The sequence below is a fragment of the Listeria marthii genome (genome assembly GCF_014227425.1).
Lineage (GTDB): Bacteria > Bacillota > Bacilli > Lactobacillales > Listeriaceae > Listeria > Listeria marthii.
The window spans coordinates 200339-218354 of the sequence record NZ_JAASWB010000003.1 but is presented as its reverse complement, the minus strand read 5'-3'; the positions used below and the strand labels follow the sequence as shown (position 1 = coordinate 218354).

The window sequence follows — 18016 nt, the reverse complement described above, 5'->3', positions numbered from 1 at the left end:
CAGACGAGAATATTCCCGCCTGTTCTGTTTGTTATTAAGAAACAAACGCCGCAGAAACGTCCACTAGTGGCGCGTCTCCCCATAGTTTTTCTAGATTATAGTAAGAACGCTCTTCTTTGTGGAATACATGGATAATGACATCGCCTAAGTCGATTAATACCCATTGTGCCGCATCAAAGCCTTCTAAACGTTTCACATCCACTTGGTTTTCTAAAGCTTTTTCTTTAATTTCACGAGCGATTGCTTGGACTTGTTTGTCTGAATTACCGTGGCAGATAACGAAATAATCCGCGAAACTTGATAACCCCTTCATGTCTAATGCTAAAATATCCTCTGCTCTTTTATCGTCTGCTGCCTTTGCGGTCAGCATTAATGTATCGTAACTGTTCAAATTATTAATAGTCTCCTTCCAAATTTAAATTAACAAAATAATTGTAGGCATCCAGTGTATCTGGAAATACCAATTGTTGCTTTTTGATTAAGTGCATGATTGTGTTTGATAAAGCGAATAGCATTGCTTCGTCCAACGATTTAAGTGCTAATCTACGTGCTTTATATACGCCGGGAAATGTTCTTCCTTTTTCTGTATAGTCAGCTAAGTAGATAAGTTTATCGAAATCAGACATCGTCGCGCTTCCTGTCGTATGCAGACGAATCGCTTCTAGTATTTCTGTATCAGTAATACCAAATTCTTTTTCTGCCAGATAGGCACCAACTGGAGCGTGCCACAGCGAACGATGAAATTCCAGCAAACGTGGATCATAACCCTCGTCCTCGATGATTTTTCTTGCTTTATCATCGTCATAGTACTTGGCATAATCGTGTAGCAAAGCGGTTATTCGCGCTTTTTCTACATCCATATGATAATGTTCTGCAAGTTCTACAGCTGCTTTTTCTACGCCTAAAGTGTGTGTGAAACGTGCACTCGGCATAGCTGCTTCTACTTTTTTTAGCACTTCATTTCTTTCCATAAAGTTGATGCTCCTTTATATATGACCATACTTTTTCTGGTAAAAAGGCTTCTGCGTGTTCGATATCATTCCTAATTTCTGTGGAAGAAATAGTCGTTTCCGGCATGTCAATTTTAACGACATCATACGGAACTTCTGGTTGATAAAGCGGACGATTAACCCCAACAAATGTTACCATTTTTACTAAGTCATCTATATGATACCACTTTGGCAAATATTCTACCATGTCTCCGCCGATAATAAAATAAAAATCAGTATCCGGCTGCTCGCTTATCATATCACGCATTGTATCATACGTATAGGACTTTCCCGCGCGCATGAGTTCACGTGTATCAACTTCAAACGAATCAATGCCTTCAATCATCAATTGAAGCATTTCTACACGCGCCTCACTGGAAGCCATGCCACTAATATGTTTATGTGGCGGAATTTTATTAGGTAGAAAAAGGATTTTTTCAAGGCCAAGTTGTTGCTTGGCCTCTTCTGCCATGCGAAGGTGCGCTAAATGTGGTGGATCAAATGTTCCTCCTAAGATACCGACTTTATGTTTCATCGCAGGTTTCCTCCAGATTTACGGTAATTTAATTTGTGGCTTATTTACAGAAGTTTTATAAAGAATAATTGTTCTACCAATCACTTGGACGATATCTGCTCCTGAACGCGCGCTAATTTTCTCTGCAACGGTTTGCTTATCTTCTTCACAGTTTTGCAGAATCGAGATTTTAATTAATTCTCTCACTTCTAGCGCTTCTTTTACATGGATAATTAAGTTTGGTGATACGCTTCCTTTTCCTACTTGGAAAATTGGTTGGATATTATGTGCTTCTTTTCTTAAAAAACGTTTTTGTGTAGCTGTTAACATTAGTTTCCTCCTAATTGTTCGAGTACTGCTTCTTTCATCAGTGATCGCTCTGGTTTAATGCCAGTCCATATTTCAAAGGCAAGTGCCCCTTGATTAACAAACATTGGTAAGCCGTTTTGGGTAATAGCCCCGTTTTTCTTCGCTTCTTTTAAAAAGGCGGTTTCGGCTGGGTTATAAATAATATCAGAACAAATCGTTCCTTTTGATACATTTGCCAGTGAAATCGAACTTTTGTTTTTAGAAGCTTCTAGGCCGATAGAGGTAGTTTGAATGATAATCGTAAAATCAGCCAGCTCATTTTCTGCTTCTTGCAGTGTCATCGCATGGTGATTCGGATTACCTTTCGTCATTTCTATCGCTTTTTCCGTTGTACGGTTGGCAACGGTGATTTTGGCGTCTGTATGACTTGTAAGTGCAAGATAAATTGCTTTACTTGCGCCACCAGCACCGGTGATTAGAATCGAATCTTCCTTTGTAATTGGGCGAATTTCTTCTAATCCTTCTAAGTAGCCTTTGCCATCTGTGTTGAATCCGTACCATTTGTCCTCTTTTCTAAGCACAGTATTCACTGCCCCAGATGCTGCTGCAAGATCTTCTAATTCGTCTAAAAATGGTAAAATGCGCTCTTTAAACGGTGTCGTGATGTTAAAACCACGCACTCCAGAATCCATTAATTTTTTGATTTCTGTTTCAAAAGCGTCTTCTTCTATTAAAACAGAGTTATACTCCGCGTTCATTCCAAGTTCTTGGAAAATCCGATTTTGCATAGCTGGTGATAACGAGTGACGAATGGGATTTCCGATAACAACATATTTTTCCAAATGACAGGCCTCCTTAGTTTTAAACGAGTGATGTCCGGATAGTTGCGCTTACGCCTTCTGGAACCCAAGCAGTAACTTTCGCTCCGCCTTCTGGAATTGTCACCCAGCCAAGCCCAGAAAAGACGATATCCGCTTTTTCTTTCACTGTAAACGAATATGGTACGAGTTTAGGTAATGTTTTCATACCTTCTTCGGTTGGCGGTTGAAGAACAAGTCCCGCTTGATTTTCATATAATGCTTCTGCTTTTTCTAATTTCGTGCGGTGAATTGGTAAATTGTTTGATACGTAAACAACAAGCGATTTACGGCCACCTGAAACGTAATCCAAACGAGCAAGCGCGCCTAAGAACAAGGTTTGCTCTTCGTTTAATTGGAAAACAGCTGGTTTTATTTCTTTTTTAGGTGTAATAGCTTTTAATGTATTTGTATCGATGAAATGCGCCATTTGATGATGGTTAATAATTCCTGGTGTGTCGACAAGAACATTGCCATCTGCTAATGGGATTTCGATTTTATCAAGTGTTGTCCCTGGGAATTGTGATGTTGTAATCACATTGTTTTCTCCAGATGCTTGTTTGATAATACGATTGATAAGTGTTGATTTACCAACATTTGTACAACCAACCACATAGACATCTTGCCCGCTTCGTAATTCATCAATTTTCTCTAAAAGTGTATCGAATCCGTGGCCTTTTTCAGCGCTGACTAAAACGACATCTGTCGCCGCTAAGCCTTGCTCTTTGGCACGGGTTCTCATCCAACGTGTTAATTTATCACGTTTTAATGATTTTGGTAACACGTCTTCTTTGTTTCCAACAAGTAATACAGGGTTGCTTCCTGCAAAACGAGGAAGTCCAGGCAACCAACTGCCATCAAAATCAAAAATATCCACTACATAGACAATTAACGCTTGCTTTGAACTAATTTGATTTAAAATGCGTAAAAAATCATCATCTGTTAGCGCAACATCTTGAATTTCATTGTAATGCTTTAGACGAAAACATCTTTTACAAATAACTTGTTCATTATTGAGGGATGATTTTGGCGCATAGCCGATTTTGTCAGGATCTTCTGTTTGAATAATCGCCCCACAACCAATACATCTAATTTCTTCTGTCAAAGTGATTCCTCCCACTTAATTTGGTTTTTCTTTTCTAATCGTTTTAAAATAACGCTTTCCATCATTCGATTTAATTTTGTCGCCATTCCATCTGTTTGTTTCACAGGGCGAACAAAAATGGTTGTTAATTTTTGACGATTTCCACCGAATATATCTGTCATAATTTGATCACCAATCATCACAGTTTCTTCTGGTGTTGCATTTAGTTCTTTCAATGCCCAGCGGAAATTAGCGCCTAAAGGTTTTTTTGCCCGCGCTAAATAAGGGACATCAATCGCTTTTGCCACACGAGCAACTCGTTCTTCGTTATTGTTAGAAAAAATCATCACTTTGATTCCTTCTTCTTTCAATATAGTAAACCAGTTGATAACTTCATCCGTTGCATCTAGTTGATCCCATGCGAGCAGCGTATTGTCAAGATCAGTTAAAATAGTAGTCTTTCCCATTTTTCGAAGCTGCTCTGCTGTGATTCCAAATGGAGTATTCAACATTTTATCTGGTGAGAATTGCTTTAACACGTATTGGCACCTCATTCTTTTATTTAGTACAGTCTATTCTATCATACATTCAATTAGACTAATAATCTATAAATTTTACCATCTTTCTGCTTATTTTACAAAAAAAGCTTAGAAAAATGCTATAATATGAAAGGAAACGTTATATTTTTAAGGAGGCAAACAAATGTCAAAAGATTATGCATTAACATGGGATTTAGAAAATATATATGCTGGCGGCAGCGGTTCTGAAGAATTACAGCAAACGCTTCAAGAGGTAAAAGCTGATTTAGATAGCTTTGTCGCAAATGTCGCTGAATGGGAAGTTCCTGAAAATGTGGAAGCCTCTGCAGAATTTTTACTTCTAGTTAACCAAAACGCAGATATTTCAAAAATTTTACTTACAGCAGGTTCTTTTTTAGAATGCCTTGCTTCCGCTGATATCAATGATACACGCGCAAATGAGCTTTCTGCATTAATTTATCAATATGTTGCGACACTTGCGACGGCCGAAGATGAATGGCATGACAAATTTGCACAAGTTTCTGACCGTGTTTGGGACGAATTAATGCAACAAAACGGTTTATCGCAAATCAGCTTTATTTTAAGCGAAGCGCGTACAAATCGTCGTAAAAAAGGCAGCAAAGAGCAAGAAGCGGCTATTAACTCTTTAGCTGTTGATGGTTATCGTGGCTGGTCTGACCACTATGATACGATTGTTGGTAAACTACGCATGCACGTGACAATTGACGGGGAAGAAAAAGATGTTTCTGCTGGGCAAGCACTAAACTTGTTAAATCACCCAGATCGCGCAGTTCGTCAAGCCGTTTTCAAAGAATATACCCGCGTTTGGCAAGAAGAATCTCGCTTATTTAGTGATACTTTAAATCATTTATCTGGCTTCCGCTTAGCTACATACGAAATTCGTAAATGGGATAATATCCTGGATGAGCCTCTTGCTATTAATCGTTTAGATGAACAAACATTGAAATCCATGTGGAATGTTATCCAAACGAATAAACCTACTTTTGTTCGCTTTTTAGATCGAAAAGCAAACTTACTTGGTTTGGAAAAGTTGAGTTTTTATGATGTAGAAGCCCCTCTTGTATTTTCAAGCGAACCAAAGAAATATACGTATCAAGAAGGCGCAGAATTTATCATTGAACAATTTAATAAATTTAGCCCGAAAATGGCAAACTTTGCGGAATCTGCTTTTGAAAAAGGTTGGATTGAAGCAGAAGATCGTGATAATAAACGTCCTGGTGGTTTTTGTACCGACTTTCCTGTCGAAAAAGAAAGCCGGATTTTCATGACGTATGACGGCGCTCCTGGAACGGTCGCAACACTTGCACATGAACTTGGTCATGCTTTCCATTCGCACGTTATTCGCGATGAGCCGTTTGAAAACACTGATTATGCCATGAACGTTGCAGAAACAGCTTCTACTTTTGCAGAAATGATTATTGCCGATGCTTCTGTGAAAGATGCCAAAACAAAAGAAGAAAAAATCACGTTACTTGAAGATAAAATTGGTCGTAGCATCGCCTTCTTTATGAATATTCATGCGCGCTTTATTTTCGAATGTAACTTCTATGAAGCACGTAAACAAGGTGTTGTTTCAGTTGATAGACTTAATTCTTTGATGGAAGAAGCGCAACGAGAAGCTTACTTGGATGCACTAGACGAATACCATCCACAATTCTGGGCTTCTAAATTACATTTTTATATTGCTGATGTACCGTTTTATAACTTCCCGTATACGTTCGGTTACTTGTTCTCACTGGGTATTTACCATAAAGCCCAAGCAGAAGGCGCTGGTTATGAAGATAAGTATATTGCGCTGTTACAAGACACTGGTTCCATGACAACAGAACAACTTGCTGAAAAACATCTAGGTGTTGACTTACGTAAAGCTGACTTCTGGGAAGAAGCAGTTGCTCTTGCCGCTAAAGATGTAGAAGATTTCCTTGCTTTAACAGAAGAATATGTAAAATAAAAAAAACGCTTGGAGCTAAAACTCCAAGCGTTTTTTTAAATTGTTTTTAGTAATTCAATGATACACGTTGCCGATTGTTTCGCAGCTAAGTGAATAAACTCATCGAAAGAAATCGTCGCTTCTTGATTAGCTAAATCGGAAATAGCACGAATAATTAAAAACGGAATATCGAATTGGTAAGCAACTTGTGCAATTGCCGCTGCTTCCATTTCAACTGCTTTCACATCCGGGAAAAAAGTGCGGATTTTTTCATGCTGATCAGGACGCATGATGAATGAATCATTTGTGATAACTAGGCCATAAACGGCTTTATTTTCACTCGCAGCAAAATTTTCACGGTAAATTGTTTCTGCTTTTTTAAGAAGAACTGCATCCCCTTGATAAAAAGCTGGCATTCTTGGGACTTGGCCATATGTATAGCCGAATTCAGTTACGTCTACATCCCCATATGCTAGGCGATCAGAAATAATAACATCCCCAACAGCTAAACCTTCTGCCATACCGCCAGCTGAGCCCGTATTAATAATTACTTCTGGTTTAAAACGATCCGCCATTAGTGTTGTTCCGAGCGCTGCATTTACTTTACCAATGCCTGATTCTAAAAGCACTACTTCTTTGCCAGAAATTTGGCCGACGTAAAATTTAGCGCCGCCGATAACGATTTCTTCAACGCTTGGCATCGTATTCTTTAATAGTTCTACTTCTTCTTCCATTGCTCCAATAATACCAATTGTCATTATGTAACCTCCAAAAAAGCACAGTCGTTAACAGCTAACTTCTGTGCTTTTATCTTTTGTCGTTTGTTTTAAGTTCTTCTACTTTGGTTGGTTGCCATCCTTCACCGTCCACCCATGTGATATAAACACGATATGCTTTATCTGGGTCTTCTTTAGTAGAAAGCGTTCCAATTGATTGCGTTGCAGGGTCAGCACCTTGCTCTACAAACCAAAGCGATGTGTTCGAGATTGGAATATCTGTTGCTGCAGAAAAAGCTTTACGTTTTTCTTGCCAATCTACACTAGTGGAACTGTACGAATTCACATGATCGCCAGTTTGATCCGTGCCGATTGGTTTCCAGTCTTTGGTAATAACTTTCGCTACATTAGGATCGTCGCTTTCGGTCGTTTCCGTTGTTTTTTCATCGGAAGACTCTTTTTCTTTTTCGGATGATTTATCTGATTTAGCGGCATCTTCTTTTTTCGTTGTGGAAGATGCCGTTTTGTTTTCTTGTTGCGCTGGGTCACTCTCCGTTTTAAATAGCACAAAATACAAACTACCAATGATAAGTAAGCTTACCACGATAATTAAAACGTTTAAAACTAAGTTCGTCTTTTTTCGTTTTGTATTTTGTTGTGAGCGAGATCCTTCGACCAAATTTTGTTTAATGCGACGGTTATTTGATTGTCGTTTGTCTGCCATTTGCATTCACCACCTTATAAGTAACCGCTGTACAAAAACACCAGATAAAATTAAGATGCTGTGATTTTTTCGATTTTAACGCTCATGTCACCAGCTGGTGTTTGGATAGTTACTTCTTCCCCTTCTTTATGGCCAAGTAAACCTTTGGCAATTGGAGAATCATTGGAAATTTTACCTTCAAACGGATCTGCTTCTGCGCTACCTACGATTGTGTAAGTTTCTTCTTCGCCGTCTGGTAATTCGATGAAAGTAACTGTGTTTCCTAATGTTACTAAACCATTATGCGCTTCTGCAGCATCAATGATTTGTGCGTTACGAATCATATTTTCAATCGTAGTGATACGACCTTCAACAAATGCTTGTTCGTCTTTTGCGGAATCATACTCGGAGTTCTCAGATAAATCACCAAAACTACGGGCAATTTTAATCCGTTCTACTACTTCTTTCCGTTTTACTGTTTTAAGTTCTTGTAATTCATTTTCTAACTTTGCTTTCCCATCTAGGGTCATTGGAAATACTTTTTCTGTCGCCAATCGATTTCGCTCCTTTTGTTTGTTCATTATTGTATAGAAAAGCACGGAGATATCGCTCCGCACCTTCATCAAAAATATTACTACTCGTGTGAAAGATTAACATGCCACGCTAGAAATAGCAAGCAATTGTCTCTCTTTTTACTAGGAAAATTTTACCTTAATTTTCTCTATTTGACAAGTGATACCTGTTGTTTATACATGTTTTTGCAAGATTGATTCAATTTTTGTTGTCATTAAATCGATTGCTACGTGGTTCTCGCCGCCTTCTGGGATGATAATATCGGCAAATTTTTTCGTTGGCTCAATGAATTCATTATGCATCGGTTTAACGACGGAAAGGTATTGCTCGATTACAGAATCCATCGTCCGGCCACGTTCTTTCATATCACGTAACAGCCGGCGAATAAAACGAATATCGTCATCTGTATCGACATACACCTTGATATCCATTAAGTCTCTAAGTCGTTTATCTTCTAAAATTAAAATACCTTCTAAAATGATTACTTCCCGTGGTTCTTGGATTTCTACTTCTTCTTTTCGTGTATATTTGGCATAGTCGTAAATTGGTTTTTCGATTGTTTCATAACGACGCAATGCCGCAATATGCGAAATAAGTAAATCGGTATCAAAGGCTAACGGATGATCATAGTTCACTTTTAATCTATCTTCAAAACTAATGTTTGCTTGGTCGTGATAATAGACGTCTTGGGCAATCATCAAAATCGAGTGACCGCTAAAATGGTCGCAAATCGCTTTTGTTACGCTAGTCTTTCCTGAACCTGAACCGCCAGTTACGCCGACTACGATTGGTTTTTTTGTCATGATACGCCTCCAGTTTTCTTTCTTTTGGAAATAGATAAGCCGTCCCCGAGTGGAATGGTAGTTGTGTCAAAATCAGGATGTGTTACTAAGAAATCATTAAAATGGCGCATTTTTCTAGCAACACGTAATTTGCGTTGTTTTTCTGGTGACATATCCAGCGCTAATCCTTTGAAAAGAACATTATCACTGTAAATAACCCCATTTTCAGCTAAAGAACCGGTATAAATATGGAAAAATTTCTCGTATTGCGCTTTTGCTGCATCGATAAAGATTGCATCAAATGGTCCATGAGCCAAAATTTCTTCTGCGCCTTCAATAGCATCTGTTAATAATGGTTTTACTCTGTCAGATGCTCCGTAACGTTGAATATTATGTACGGCTTGTTTGTATCGTTCTTCGTCACGCTCAACAGTAATGATCTCTACATTTGGAAGTTGATCTGCCATTTTTAAAGCAGAATAACCAATTGCTGTTCCGAGCTCTAATATCCGCTTTGGCTTTTGAATATCCAAAATCTGTAATAAGCAATGTAAAGAATCTGGCTCCATAATGGGCACTTCATTTTCCTCTGCATAAGCCTCAAGCTCTTCAAAAAAAGGCGTGCTCTTAGGAATATGTTTTAATAAATAATCATGAATAATATCATTCACTGCTAGGATCCCCTATCTTTTAACAAACAAAGCACCTGCCAAAAACATGCGAAACATGCTTCTGACAAGTGGTTGTTTTAATTGTTTTTCGTAATATGCTCTTCTTTTAATTTATTGTGCTCTTCTAATGTTTTGGAGAAATAAACTTTGCCTGTTTTCGTGTTGGCTAAGAAGTACAAGTAGTCACTTTTTTCTGGGTAAAGAGCAGCTTCCATAGAAGTATCGCCACTATTGGAAATGGGACCTGGTGGTAAGCCGTTGTTTTTGTATGTGTTATATGGTGATTCTACTTCTAAATCTTTATAGGTTGTTTTACTTTTGTGTTCACCAAGCGCATAAAGAACGGTTGGATCGGTTTGCAAGCGCATATCTTTTGCTAAACGATTATAAAAGACGCTAGCAATCATTTTGCGGTCTACGTTTTCTGTTGCTTCTTTTTCGATGATAGAAGACATCGTTAAGAATTTGTGTACCGACATTTTTTGTTTGGTTAATTCATCGCGGTATTTAGCAATGTTCACATCTGTCGCTTTGACCATTTCAGTGATGATTTCTTCAGCAGATACATCGGTTCCTTTGAATGTATACGTGGCTGGATATAGATAACCTTCTAATGGATGTTTAATAGATTTATTTAAAACATCATTGGTTACTGTGTCTGGATATGCTTTAATCATGGACGCAACAAAAGTCGGGTCATCCATTGTTTTAAGCACATCAGCTTTTTTAAGTTTTGGTTGGTAAGCAACGATTCTATCTGCAATTTGATCCAGCGTATAACCTTCTGGAACGACTAATTTCGCAGGTGCAACCGTCTTACCTTCTTGCATTTTCTTAACGATCTGATCCGTGTTCATCGCTGGGCTAAATTCGTAATTGCCAGCTTTTAAATTCGTATCATTATTGTATTTTACATAAAACGAGAAAATAGAAGCATTATTAATTACATTTTTATCTTCTAAAATGGTAGAAATATCAGAAATGCTAGATCCTGCAGGGATTTCTACGACGATTTTCTCTTTGCTTGCTTCATCTTTTGGTTCTAGTTGTGATTTTACATAATAATAGCCTGAAAAAGTTGCAATCACTAGAATTAAAATAATAATAGAAATAATAATTGTAATTTTCTTACCTTTTGTGTTCTTCATTATAGACCTCATTTCATTGAAAACAATTCTAATCTATTATACCGATTATCTAAAAAAAATGCTATTCAATACGGAAAATTTTCTTAAAAAGTGACGTTTTTATTTTTTTTCGGTATAATTAGTAGCGTGATTTAACGAACAAGACAGAATCAGTCAAAGACTTGCTTCTGCCAATTAATTAAATATTGAAGGAGTCTTTTGGATGTTACATACTTTAATACAAAGTTTACAAGATTTCACGATGTGGTTAGTCGATTCGCTAGGCCACTGGGGTATTTTCCTTGGAATGCTGATTGAAAGTGTTTGTATTCCCCTCCCAAGTGAAGTGATTATGCTATTCGGTGGATTTATGGCTGAGGCTGGAAAACTCAACTTTTGGCTTGTTGTATTTGCTGGTATTTCAGGGAACTTGGTAGGCTCGCTAATCGCCTACTATATCGGGAAATTCGGTGGTAGAGCATTCGTATTAAAATTCGGGAAATACATTTTCTTGAACGTAAAACATCTAGATAAAGCAGAACTTTGGTTTGGTCGTTACGGCGCTCGAGCAGTATTCTTTGGCCGTGTCCTACCAGTTATCCGCACATTTATTTCTTTACCAGCTGGTATTGCAAAAATGAATGTCTGGAAATTTATTGTCTATACGATTTTAGGTTGTATTCCGTGGAACATTTTTCTTACATGGCTTGGTTATTCGTTAGGTTCCAATTGGAGTGTCGTGGAAAAATACACTCGTCCAATTAGCTATTTAATGCTTGCCTTAGTCATTGCGATTGTGGTCTATCTTGCTTATAAAGTATGGAATAAACGCGCTAGAAATGCAAAATAAAAAGCATGTCTTGACAGTTTTTGTCAGGACATGCTTTTTTAATTTTTATTCTTCGTCTTCGTCAGCTAGGAATGTAGCAAGAATTTCTTCAATCATATCCCATTCTTCGTCTGTTTCAACAGGTTTAAGTTCACCTTGTTTACCTTCTTCATGTTGAACATAGCTAGATGCTAGAATTTCGATTTCTTCGTCTTCGCCTTTTCCGGCTGGGAAATATAAAACGTAAGATTTGTCGAAGTCTTCAGAATCGAAGTCAAATAGAATTTCGTATGCTTCTTCTTTTCCTTCTTCATTTGTGATCCAAATAATATTTTCTTCTTCATGATTATGGTTATGTTCTTCTGCCATTAAATTCACCTCAAATTAATTAGTAGTGTCCAAATAGGACTGTAAAATCATTACTGCAGCTAACTTATCAATTACTTCTTTTCGTTTTTTACGCGAAACGTCTGCTTCGATCAAAGTTCTTTCAGCTGCAGAAGTGGTTAAGCGTTCATCCCAAAGTACAACCGGCAAACCGATTCTTGCTTCAAGTACTTCAGCATATATTTTAGAACTTTCAGCACGAGGTCCTATGGTATTATTCATATTCTTAGGAAGACCAACTACGACTTTTTCCACTTCGTATTCAAGCACAAGCTCTTTTACGCGGTCATAGCCGAATTGCTTTCTATTCTCGTCAATCTGAATTGTTTCTACACCTTGCGCGGTCCAACCAAGTGGATCACTTATCGCTACGCCGACTGTTTTCGAGCCGACATCTAAACCCATTATTCTCATTTCTCACCAATTTCGTTATTTTTCAGATACGCTTTGACAAGTTCCTCGATAATTTCATCTCGTTCTAAACGACGTATCATACTTCTAGCATCCTTGTGACGCGGAATATAAGCAGGATCGCCTGAAAGTAAATAGCCAACGATTTGATTAACGGGGTTATAGCCTTTTTCTTCAAGAGCAACGTAGACTTGTTTCATTAATTTTTTTACATCTTCTTCAATTGAATCATCGCCGAAGTTGTAAAACATTGTTTGATCTTTTGAATCCATAATCGAAGCACCTCATTCCTTCATGTATCTCTTTTCATTTTACACTATGTGAACAAAAATAACAAAGAAAAATGAGGCGCTTTGATGAAATTTATGCTTGTTGTTCTTTTACCCATGTGGAAACGTAATCAAGGGCCGTTCCTAGTTCTGCTGGATTTTTACCGCCAGCTTGCGCCATATCAGGACGTCCGCCGCCGTTTCCGCCGCATCGTGTTGCGACTTCTTTCAGTAATTTACCTGCATGGTAGCCTGCTTTGATTGCATCTTCGGAAACTGCGGAGATTAAGTTTACTTTATCGCCTTGAACAGCTCCTAGAACAAGGACACCACCGATTTTTTTATCTTTCCAGTTATCAACGAACTGACGTAATTGGTTCATATCTTTGGCATTTACTTGTTTAGCAATCACTTTGACGCCGCCAATTTCTTCTGGTGATTCAAAGATATCAGCACTTGCTGCACTTGCTAATTTACTTAGTAAGGATTCGTTTTCACGTTTCACTTCGCGTAAATCAGCTTGTAATTGTTCTACTTTTTGTGGTGTTTCTTTAGTTGTTGTTTTAAGTAGATTTGCTGCGTGTTTTAAGGTGTTTTCTTGTTCTGTTACAAAGCGATATGCTTCTTTTCCTGTTACAGCTTCGATACGTCTAGTTCCCGCACCAATACCTGTTTCGGATACGATTTTAAATAGGCCGATATCTGCAGTATTGCGCACGTGGACACCACCACAAAGCTCAATACTATATTTCCCTACTTGAACAACACGAACAACATCGCCGTATTTTTCGCCAAATAATGCCATAGCACCAAGTTCTTTTGCTTCTGCGATTGGCATTTCTTCAATAACAACATTGATTTGTTCCCAGATTTTTTCATTAACGATTTCTTCCATTTTCGTTAATTCTTCTTCGGTGATTTGACCGAAGTGAGAGAAGTCAAAACGTAAACGATCTGGAGAAACAAGTGAGCCAGCTTGGTTAACGTGCTCGCCTAATGTGTCTTTTAATGCACGATGTAATAGATGGGTTGCTGTATGGTTCTTGATTGTTTCACGACGTTTTACTTTGTCGACAGCAAGTTTCACTGTATCGCCTGTTTTTAATACGCCTTCTTTTACGGAAATTCGGTGCAAGTTTTGTTTGTTTGGTGCTTTTTGAACATCTTCTACATAAGCAAGACCAGTCTCACTCTCGATTGTTCCTTTGTCCGCTACTTGTCCGCCGCTTTCTGCATAAAATGGTGTTTCTTTGAAGATAACTTGTGCTTCTTCTCCAGCTGCCACTTCGTCAACAAGCGTGTCATTTTGGATTAAATACAAGATTTCAGAAACGTGTTCTGTCGTATTATAACCAACGAATTCACTTTTCTCTGTTAAATTAGCAAGTAATTCTCCTTGGACTTGCATGGATTTAACGTCTGCTCTTGCAGAACGAGCACGGTCACGTTGTTCTTTCATTTCTGCTTCAAAACCAGCGTGATCAACTTTTAAACCATGATCTTCTGCGTATTCTTCTGTTAATTCCACAGGGAAACCGAATGTATCATATAATTTGAAAATGTCTGCGCCTTTGATCACTTGTTCGTTTGTTTCTTTGGCGTTTTTAAGGATAGTTTCAAGAATTGCTAGGCCTTCATTTAATGTTTCATGGAAGCGTTCTTCTTCTGTACGAATCACTTTTTGGATGAAGTCTGTTTGGTTTTCTACTTCTGGGTAGAAACTATTCATGATTTTCCCAACAACTGGTACTAATTTGTACATGAATGGTTCGTTGATTGTTAAGACTTTTGCATAACGAACAGCGCGGCGTAGTAATCGACGTAAAATATAGCCACGACCTTCGTTTGATGGTAAAGCGCCATCGCCAATTGCGAATGCAACGGTACGAATGTGGTCGGCGATTACTTTGAATGCCACATCATTTTCTTGTTTTTGACCATATTTCACACCAGCAATTTGTTCTACTTCGCGAATAATTGGCATAAATAAATCTGTTTCAAAGTTTGTTGGTGCGTCTTGGATAATGGAAACCATACGTTCCAGACCCATCCCTGTATCAATATTTTGTTTTGGAAGTGGTGTGTAAGTTCCGTCTGGATTATGGTTGAATTGAGAAAATACTAAGTTCCAAATTTCTAAATAGCGCTCATTTTCTCCACCTGGATAAAGTTCAGGATCGCTAGCGTCGTCGCCAAAAGAAGGTCCGCGGTCGTAGAAAATCTCGCTATCCGGGCCACTTGGTCCAATACCGATATCCCAGAAATTATCTTCAATTTCGACAATGTGATCGTCACTTAAACCGATTTTTTCGCGCCATAATGTTTTTGCTTCTTCGTCTTCTGGATAAACAGTCACATATAATTTATCAGGATCAAAGCCAATCCATTTAGGGCTTGTTAGGAATTCCCAAGCGAACAAGATTGCGCCTTCTTTAAAATAATCGCCAATCGAAAAGTTTCCTAGCATTTCAAAGAATGTATGGTGACGCGCTGTTTTACCAACGTTTTCAATGTCGTTTGTACGAATGGATTTTTGTGCGTTAGCCATTCTTGGGTTGTCTGGAATAACGGAACCATCGAAGTATTTTTTCATTGTTGCTACTCCGCTGTTAATCCAAAGAATGGTTGGGTCGTTATTTGGTACAAGTGGTGCGCTTGGTTCAATCGTATGCCCTTTTTCTTTAAAGAAATCTAAAAACAGCTGTCTTACTTCTGCACTTGATAATTGTTTCATTTTTTATTTCCTCCTTTTGGTTTTTACAACAAAAAAAGCCTATATGATTGCTCACAGGGACGATTTTGGTGAAATCGCGGTACCACCCTGCTTGCAATGATATAGACTTTGTATCATTACCTCTTCAGTTATCTGTTAACGTGGATAAGACGGATCATCTAATGGGAGAGCAACTTTGGTGCAAGCGTGGTTTTCCTTCCAGCCAAGGGAAAACTCTCTAATCACGTGGAAACCAAAATCATATTCCTATCATGTATCAAATATTTATTCAACAATAAACTAAATTATAAAGAACGGATGGCTAAATGTCAACTGTTTATTAGACTATTCGTTGATTGTCTCTTTTCTACAAAGCTGCCGTTTTTAAGTGTTAGTTTTACATCGGATACTTTCGCAATTTCTGGGTCGTGCGTTACCATGATAACGCATTTGCCTTCTTTGTGGGCTAAATCTTGGAATAAAGTAACGACTTCTTTACTAGTACGCTCATCTAAGTTACCAGTTGGTTCATCGGCAACGATTAATTCTGTTTCACAGCAGAGTGCACGTGCTATCGAAACCCGTTGTTGTTGTCCACCGCTTAGTGTCAACACTTTTTGGCGTGCCATTTCTTCTGTAATACCGACTTTTTCTAGCATACTTAACGCAAAAGCTTTTTTATCCGGCTGATTAACATGCGTTATTTCCATTGCTGTTGTAACGTTTTGAAGAGCTGTCATGTACGTTAATAAATTGTAGCTTTGGAATACAATCGAGACATATTTATTTCTGAATTGTTGTAGGCCGATGCTTTTGAGTGAACTTCCTTTATAGAAGATATCGCCTTCTTTTTGCGTATCAAGCCCGCCTGCAAGGGATAAGAAAGTAGTTTTCCCTGAACCAGAGCTACCTACTACTGTGTAAAAAACACCAGCTTCAAAATCATAATTAATATCACTTAAAATGGACTCATCTTTCGTTTTATACCAATAAGAAATATTTTCAAACGTCAATACTTTGGTCATATCGTCACCTACTCCTGTTTAGTTAGAATTGTTTTTGGATTCATGCGAAGAACGAGTGCTGCCGGTAAAAGAACCGAGATAAAGGCGATGCCAATTCCAATTCCACCCATTTTCAGCATATCTTCTAATGTTACTTGAATGTCTAGTTCTTTGATTTGTTCGGTATTTTTCGTCAAGTTACTTACGCTGCCTGCGAATCCACCTGGGCCACCTTGACCGCTACCGCCTGGTCCGCGATTTTCTGTCGTACTCGTTTCGGTTGTTGATGAATTTTGTTGTTCTAGTAATTGATTTCCCGCTAATTGTGCAACATAATGACTACTTGCCGCAGCTAAGCCAAAGGAAATCAGTGCGACGATTAAAATTTCTACAAAAAATTGGGCAATTAATTTGCCACGTTTTTCACCGATAGCAAGAAGTACACCCATTTCGTATTTACGGTCACGCACTTGCATCATTACAAGTAAACCTAAGATTAGTGCACCAGCAATGCTGACGATGTAAACCACATTTTTGGAGAATGATGCTACGCTGTCGATTGGTCCAATCATTTGTTGATAAAGTGTATCATTCGCATCTAATTTAAATGTATCCCAATCGATACTATCCACTTTTTTCGCTTCTTTTTCAAAAGCAGAAATGTTCGCTGCGTCATCCATTGTATAAACTGCGGAATCTACAGTGTTTTTATAATCAGAGCCTTTAATTGTATTGGCTACTGTATAAGGAACGTATACTTTATTATAAGGATTTAGGAAAGAGAAGTTTTGTGCCATATCACTTCCTGAATCAGTTGTTTTATAAATACCAACGATTTTTAATGTTACTTTTGTATTGCCATCACTGGAAGTAACGGTGAACGAGTCGCCCACTTTCCAATCATTTTGTTCGGCTAAATTTTCTTCTACCATTGCGACATTTTTATCTTTGTCAGCGGAAGTAATGGCTACACCGCTAGTTAGTTCGCTTGTTCCTGCGTCAAAATCAGTGCTCGTTGCGGAATCTAGTAAGCCACTAATACTTAAATCGGCATCTACCATTTGCGGTCCGCCTTGGCCACCACCTGGGCCTTGTGTTTCAGTTGTAGTGGATGTGTCATCGCTTGAAGAAGTGTCGCCGGAAGATTCAATTGGATCAAATCCGGATGCTAAGGCTTGTGTGCTGGAATAATAATTATAGCTTGCTACATGATCTAATTTAGCCAAATCGTTCGCATCACTAACATCGATTGGGCTGCTCTCGTATTTTGGTTTTGCTTCGGTAGAGCTGCTTTCACTACTTGAAGCCTCTTCTCGCATCGCCTGCATTTGTTTTTCTCGGTCAACCGTAAGTGTCACCGTTCCGCCAAGTTGTTCTCTTGCTAACTCACTCGCTTTATCTGCGGCAGATTGAATAGTAAAGCCTGATAAAATAAGTACACAGACAACTGTGAAAATAATTAGTTGTAAAACAGATCTTCCTTTTCTTGCTTTCATGCTGAGCCATGCCCTCTTAAAAAAATTCATGTGTTTTCCTCCATTCGGTTTCTACTCCACTAAGATTACTGGGGAGTTATGAAGAAAGTATG

Annotated in this window: 21 protein-coding genes; 2 read left to right on the top strand and 19 right to left on the bottom strand. The window is 38.3% G+C overall.

Annotated features, from left to right (window positions below):
- Positions 1 to 34: 34 nt before the first annotated feature.
- The 7 genes from rsfS to HCJ55_RS06420 are packed head-to-tail and all read right to left on the bottom strand — an operon-like array spanning position 35 to position 4292.
- Positions 35 to 391: a ribosome silencing factor gene (gene rsfS, locus HCJ55_RS06450; RefSeq protein ID WP_185391406.1), complete on the bottom strand. Its 357-nt coding sequence runs from the start codon at positions 389 to 391 to the stop codon at positions 35 to 37.
- A 4-nt stretch (positions 392 to 395) separates the two neighbouring features.
- A complete protein-coding gene (yqeK, locus tag HCJ55_RS06445) occupies positions 396 to 971 on the bottom strand; it encodes a bis(5'-nucleosyl)-tetraphosphatase (symmetrical) YqeK (protein WP_185517506.1) in 576 nt (191 codons plus the stop codon).
- Entirely contained in the window at positions 958 to 1524 is a 567-nt protein-coding gene (locus HCJ55_RS06440; protein ID WP_008947862.1) for a nicotinate-nucleotide adenylyltransferase, read from the bottom strand. Before HCJ55_RS06440 ends, yqeK begins: the two co-directional genes overlap by 14 nt.
- A gap of 18 nt (positions 1525 to 1542) precedes the next feature.
- A complete protein-coding gene (yhbY, locus tag HCJ55_RS06435) occupies positions 1543 to 1833 on the bottom strand; it encodes a ribosome assembly RNA-binding protein YhbY (protein ID WP_185391409.1) in 291 nt (96 codons plus the stop codon).
- Positions 1833 to 2654 (bottom strand): shikimate dehydrogenase, encoded by an 822-nt coding sequence (aroE, locus tag HCJ55_RS06430; RefSeq protein WP_185517504.1) that lies wholly within the window; start codon positions 2652 to 2654, stop codon positions 1833 to 1835. Before aroE ends, yhbY begins: the two co-directional genes overlap by 1 nt.
- Before the next feature lie 19 nt (positions 2655 to 2673).
- Positions 2674 to 3774: a ribosome biogenesis GTPase YqeH gene (gene yqeH / locus HCJ55_RS06425; protein ID WP_185391411.1), complete on the bottom strand. Its 1101-nt coding sequence runs from the start codon at positions 3772 to 3774 to the stop codon at positions 2674 to 2676.
- Positions 3771 to 4292, bottom strand: a complete 522-nt coding sequence (locus tag HCJ55_RS06420) for a YqeG family HAD IIIA-type phosphatase (RefSeq protein WP_008947866.1) — start codon at positions 4290 to 4292, stop codon at positions 3771 to 3773. The genes yqeH and HCJ55_RS06420 overlap by 4 nt, the downstream gene beginning before the upstream one ends.
- A 163-nt stretch (positions 4293 to 4455) precedes the next feature.
- Between HCJ55_RS06420 and HCJ55_RS06415 the strand changes: the two genes are divergently transcribed.
- Positions 4456 to 6264 carry a M3 family oligoendopeptidase gene (locus tag HCJ55_RS06415; protein WP_185502260.1) on the top strand — a complete coding sequence of 603 codons (1809 nt, stop codon included), beginning with the start codon at positions 4456 to 4458 and terminating at the stop codon, positions 6262 to 6264.
- 35 nt (positions 6265 to 6299) lie between these two features.
- Here HCJ55_RS06415 and HCJ55_RS06410 read toward each other — a convergent pair whose 3' ends face one another.
- From HCJ55_RS06410 to mltG, 6 genes are all read right to left on the bottom strand, one after another.
- Complete coding sequence (locus HCJ55_RS06410) at positions 6300 to 7001, bottom strand: 5'-methylthioadenosine/adenosylhomocysteine nucleosidase (protein ID WP_008947868.1); 702 nt, start codon at positions 6999 to 7001, stop codon at positions 6300 to 6302.
- A 49-nt stretch (positions 7002 to 7050) separates the two neighbouring features.
- Complete coding sequence (locus HCJ55_RS06405; protein ID WP_185479871.1) at positions 7051 to 7683, bottom strand: YrrS family protein; 633 nt, start codon at positions 7681 to 7683, stop codon at positions 7051 to 7053.
- A 50-nt stretch (positions 7684 to 7733) separates the two neighbouring features.
- Positions 7734 to 8216, bottom strand: coding sequence for a transcription elongation factor GreA (gene greA / locus HCJ55_RS06400; RefSeq protein ID WP_003722004.1), 483 nt, complete (start codon positions 8214 to 8216; stop codon positions 7734 to 7736).
- 192 nt (positions 8217 to 8408) lie between these two features.
- A complete protein-coding gene (gene udk / locus HCJ55_RS06395) occupies positions 8409 to 9038 on the bottom strand; it encodes a uridine kinase (RefSeq protein ID WP_003747779.1) in 630 nt (209 codons plus the stop codon).
- Positions 9035 to 9688: an O-methyltransferase gene (locus HCJ55_RS06390; protein WP_185506848.1), complete on the bottom strand. Its 654-nt coding sequence runs from the start codon at positions 9686 to 9688 to the stop codon at positions 9035 to 9037. The genes udk and HCJ55_RS06390 overlap by 4 nt, the downstream gene beginning before the upstream one ends.
- Before the next feature lie 77 nt (positions 9689 to 9765).
- Positions 9766 to 10836: an endolytic transglycosylase MltG gene (gene mltG, locus HCJ55_RS06385; protein ID WP_185503533.1), complete on the bottom strand. Its 1071-nt coding sequence runs from the start codon at positions 10834 to 10836 to the stop codon at positions 9766 to 9768.
- Positions 10837 to 11038: 202 nt separating this feature from the next.
- Here mltG and HCJ55_RS06380 point away from each other — a divergent pair, with 202 nt between their 5' ends.
- Positions 11039 to 11665 carry a DedA family protein gene (locus HCJ55_RS06380; RefSeq protein ID WP_008947873.1) on the top strand — a complete coding sequence of 209 codons (627 nt, stop codon included), beginning with the start codon at positions 11039 to 11041 and terminating at the stop codon, positions 11663 to 11665.
- A gap of 45 nt (positions 11666 to 11710) precedes the next feature.
- On the opposite strand, the gene HCJ55_RS06375 is transcribed toward HCJ55_RS06380, so the two are convergent.
- From HCJ55_RS06375 to HCJ55_RS06350, 6 genes are all read right to left on the bottom strand, one after another.
- Positions 11711 to 12013 (bottom strand): DUF1292 domain-containing protein, encoded by a 303-nt coding sequence (locus HCJ55_RS06375; RefSeq protein ID WP_185502265.1) that lies wholly within the window; start codon positions 12011 to 12013, stop codon positions 11711 to 11713.
- 15 nt (positions 12014 to 12028) lie between these two features.
- Complete coding sequence (gene ruvX, locus HCJ55_RS06370; protein ID WP_003730148.1) at positions 12029 to 12445, bottom strand: Holliday junction resolvase RuvX; 417 nt, start codon at positions 12443 to 12445, stop codon at positions 12029 to 12031.
- Positions 12442 to 12714, bottom strand: coding sequence for an IreB family regulatory phosphoprotein ReoM (gene reoM / locus HCJ55_RS06365; protein ID WP_003719797.1), 273 nt, complete (start codon positions 12712 to 12714; stop codon positions 12442 to 12444). The genes ruvX and reoM overlap by 4 nt, the downstream gene beginning before the upstream one ends.
- 91 nt (positions 12715 to 12805) lie before the next feature.
- Positions 12806 to 15445, bottom strand: coding sequence for an alanine--tRNA ligase (gene alaS, locus HCJ55_RS06360; RefSeq protein ID WP_185502267.1), 2640 nt, complete (start codon positions 15443 to 15445; stop codon positions 12806 to 12808).
- A 308-nt stretch (positions 15446 to 15753) separates the two neighbouring features.
- Complete coding sequence (locus HCJ55_RS06355; RefSeq protein ID WP_008947876.1) at positions 15754 to 16449, bottom strand: ABC transporter ATP-binding protein; 696 nt, start codon at positions 16447 to 16449, stop codon at positions 15754 to 15756.
- Between the two features lie 8 nt (positions 16450 to 16457).
- On the bottom strand, positions 16458 to 17954 hold the full coding sequence (locus tag HCJ55_RS06350) for an ABC transporter permease (RefSeq protein ID WP_185517502.1): 1497 nt from the start codon (positions 17952 to 17954) through the stop codon (positions 16458 to 16460).
- Between the last annotated feature and the right edge of the window lie 62 nt (positions 17955 to 18016).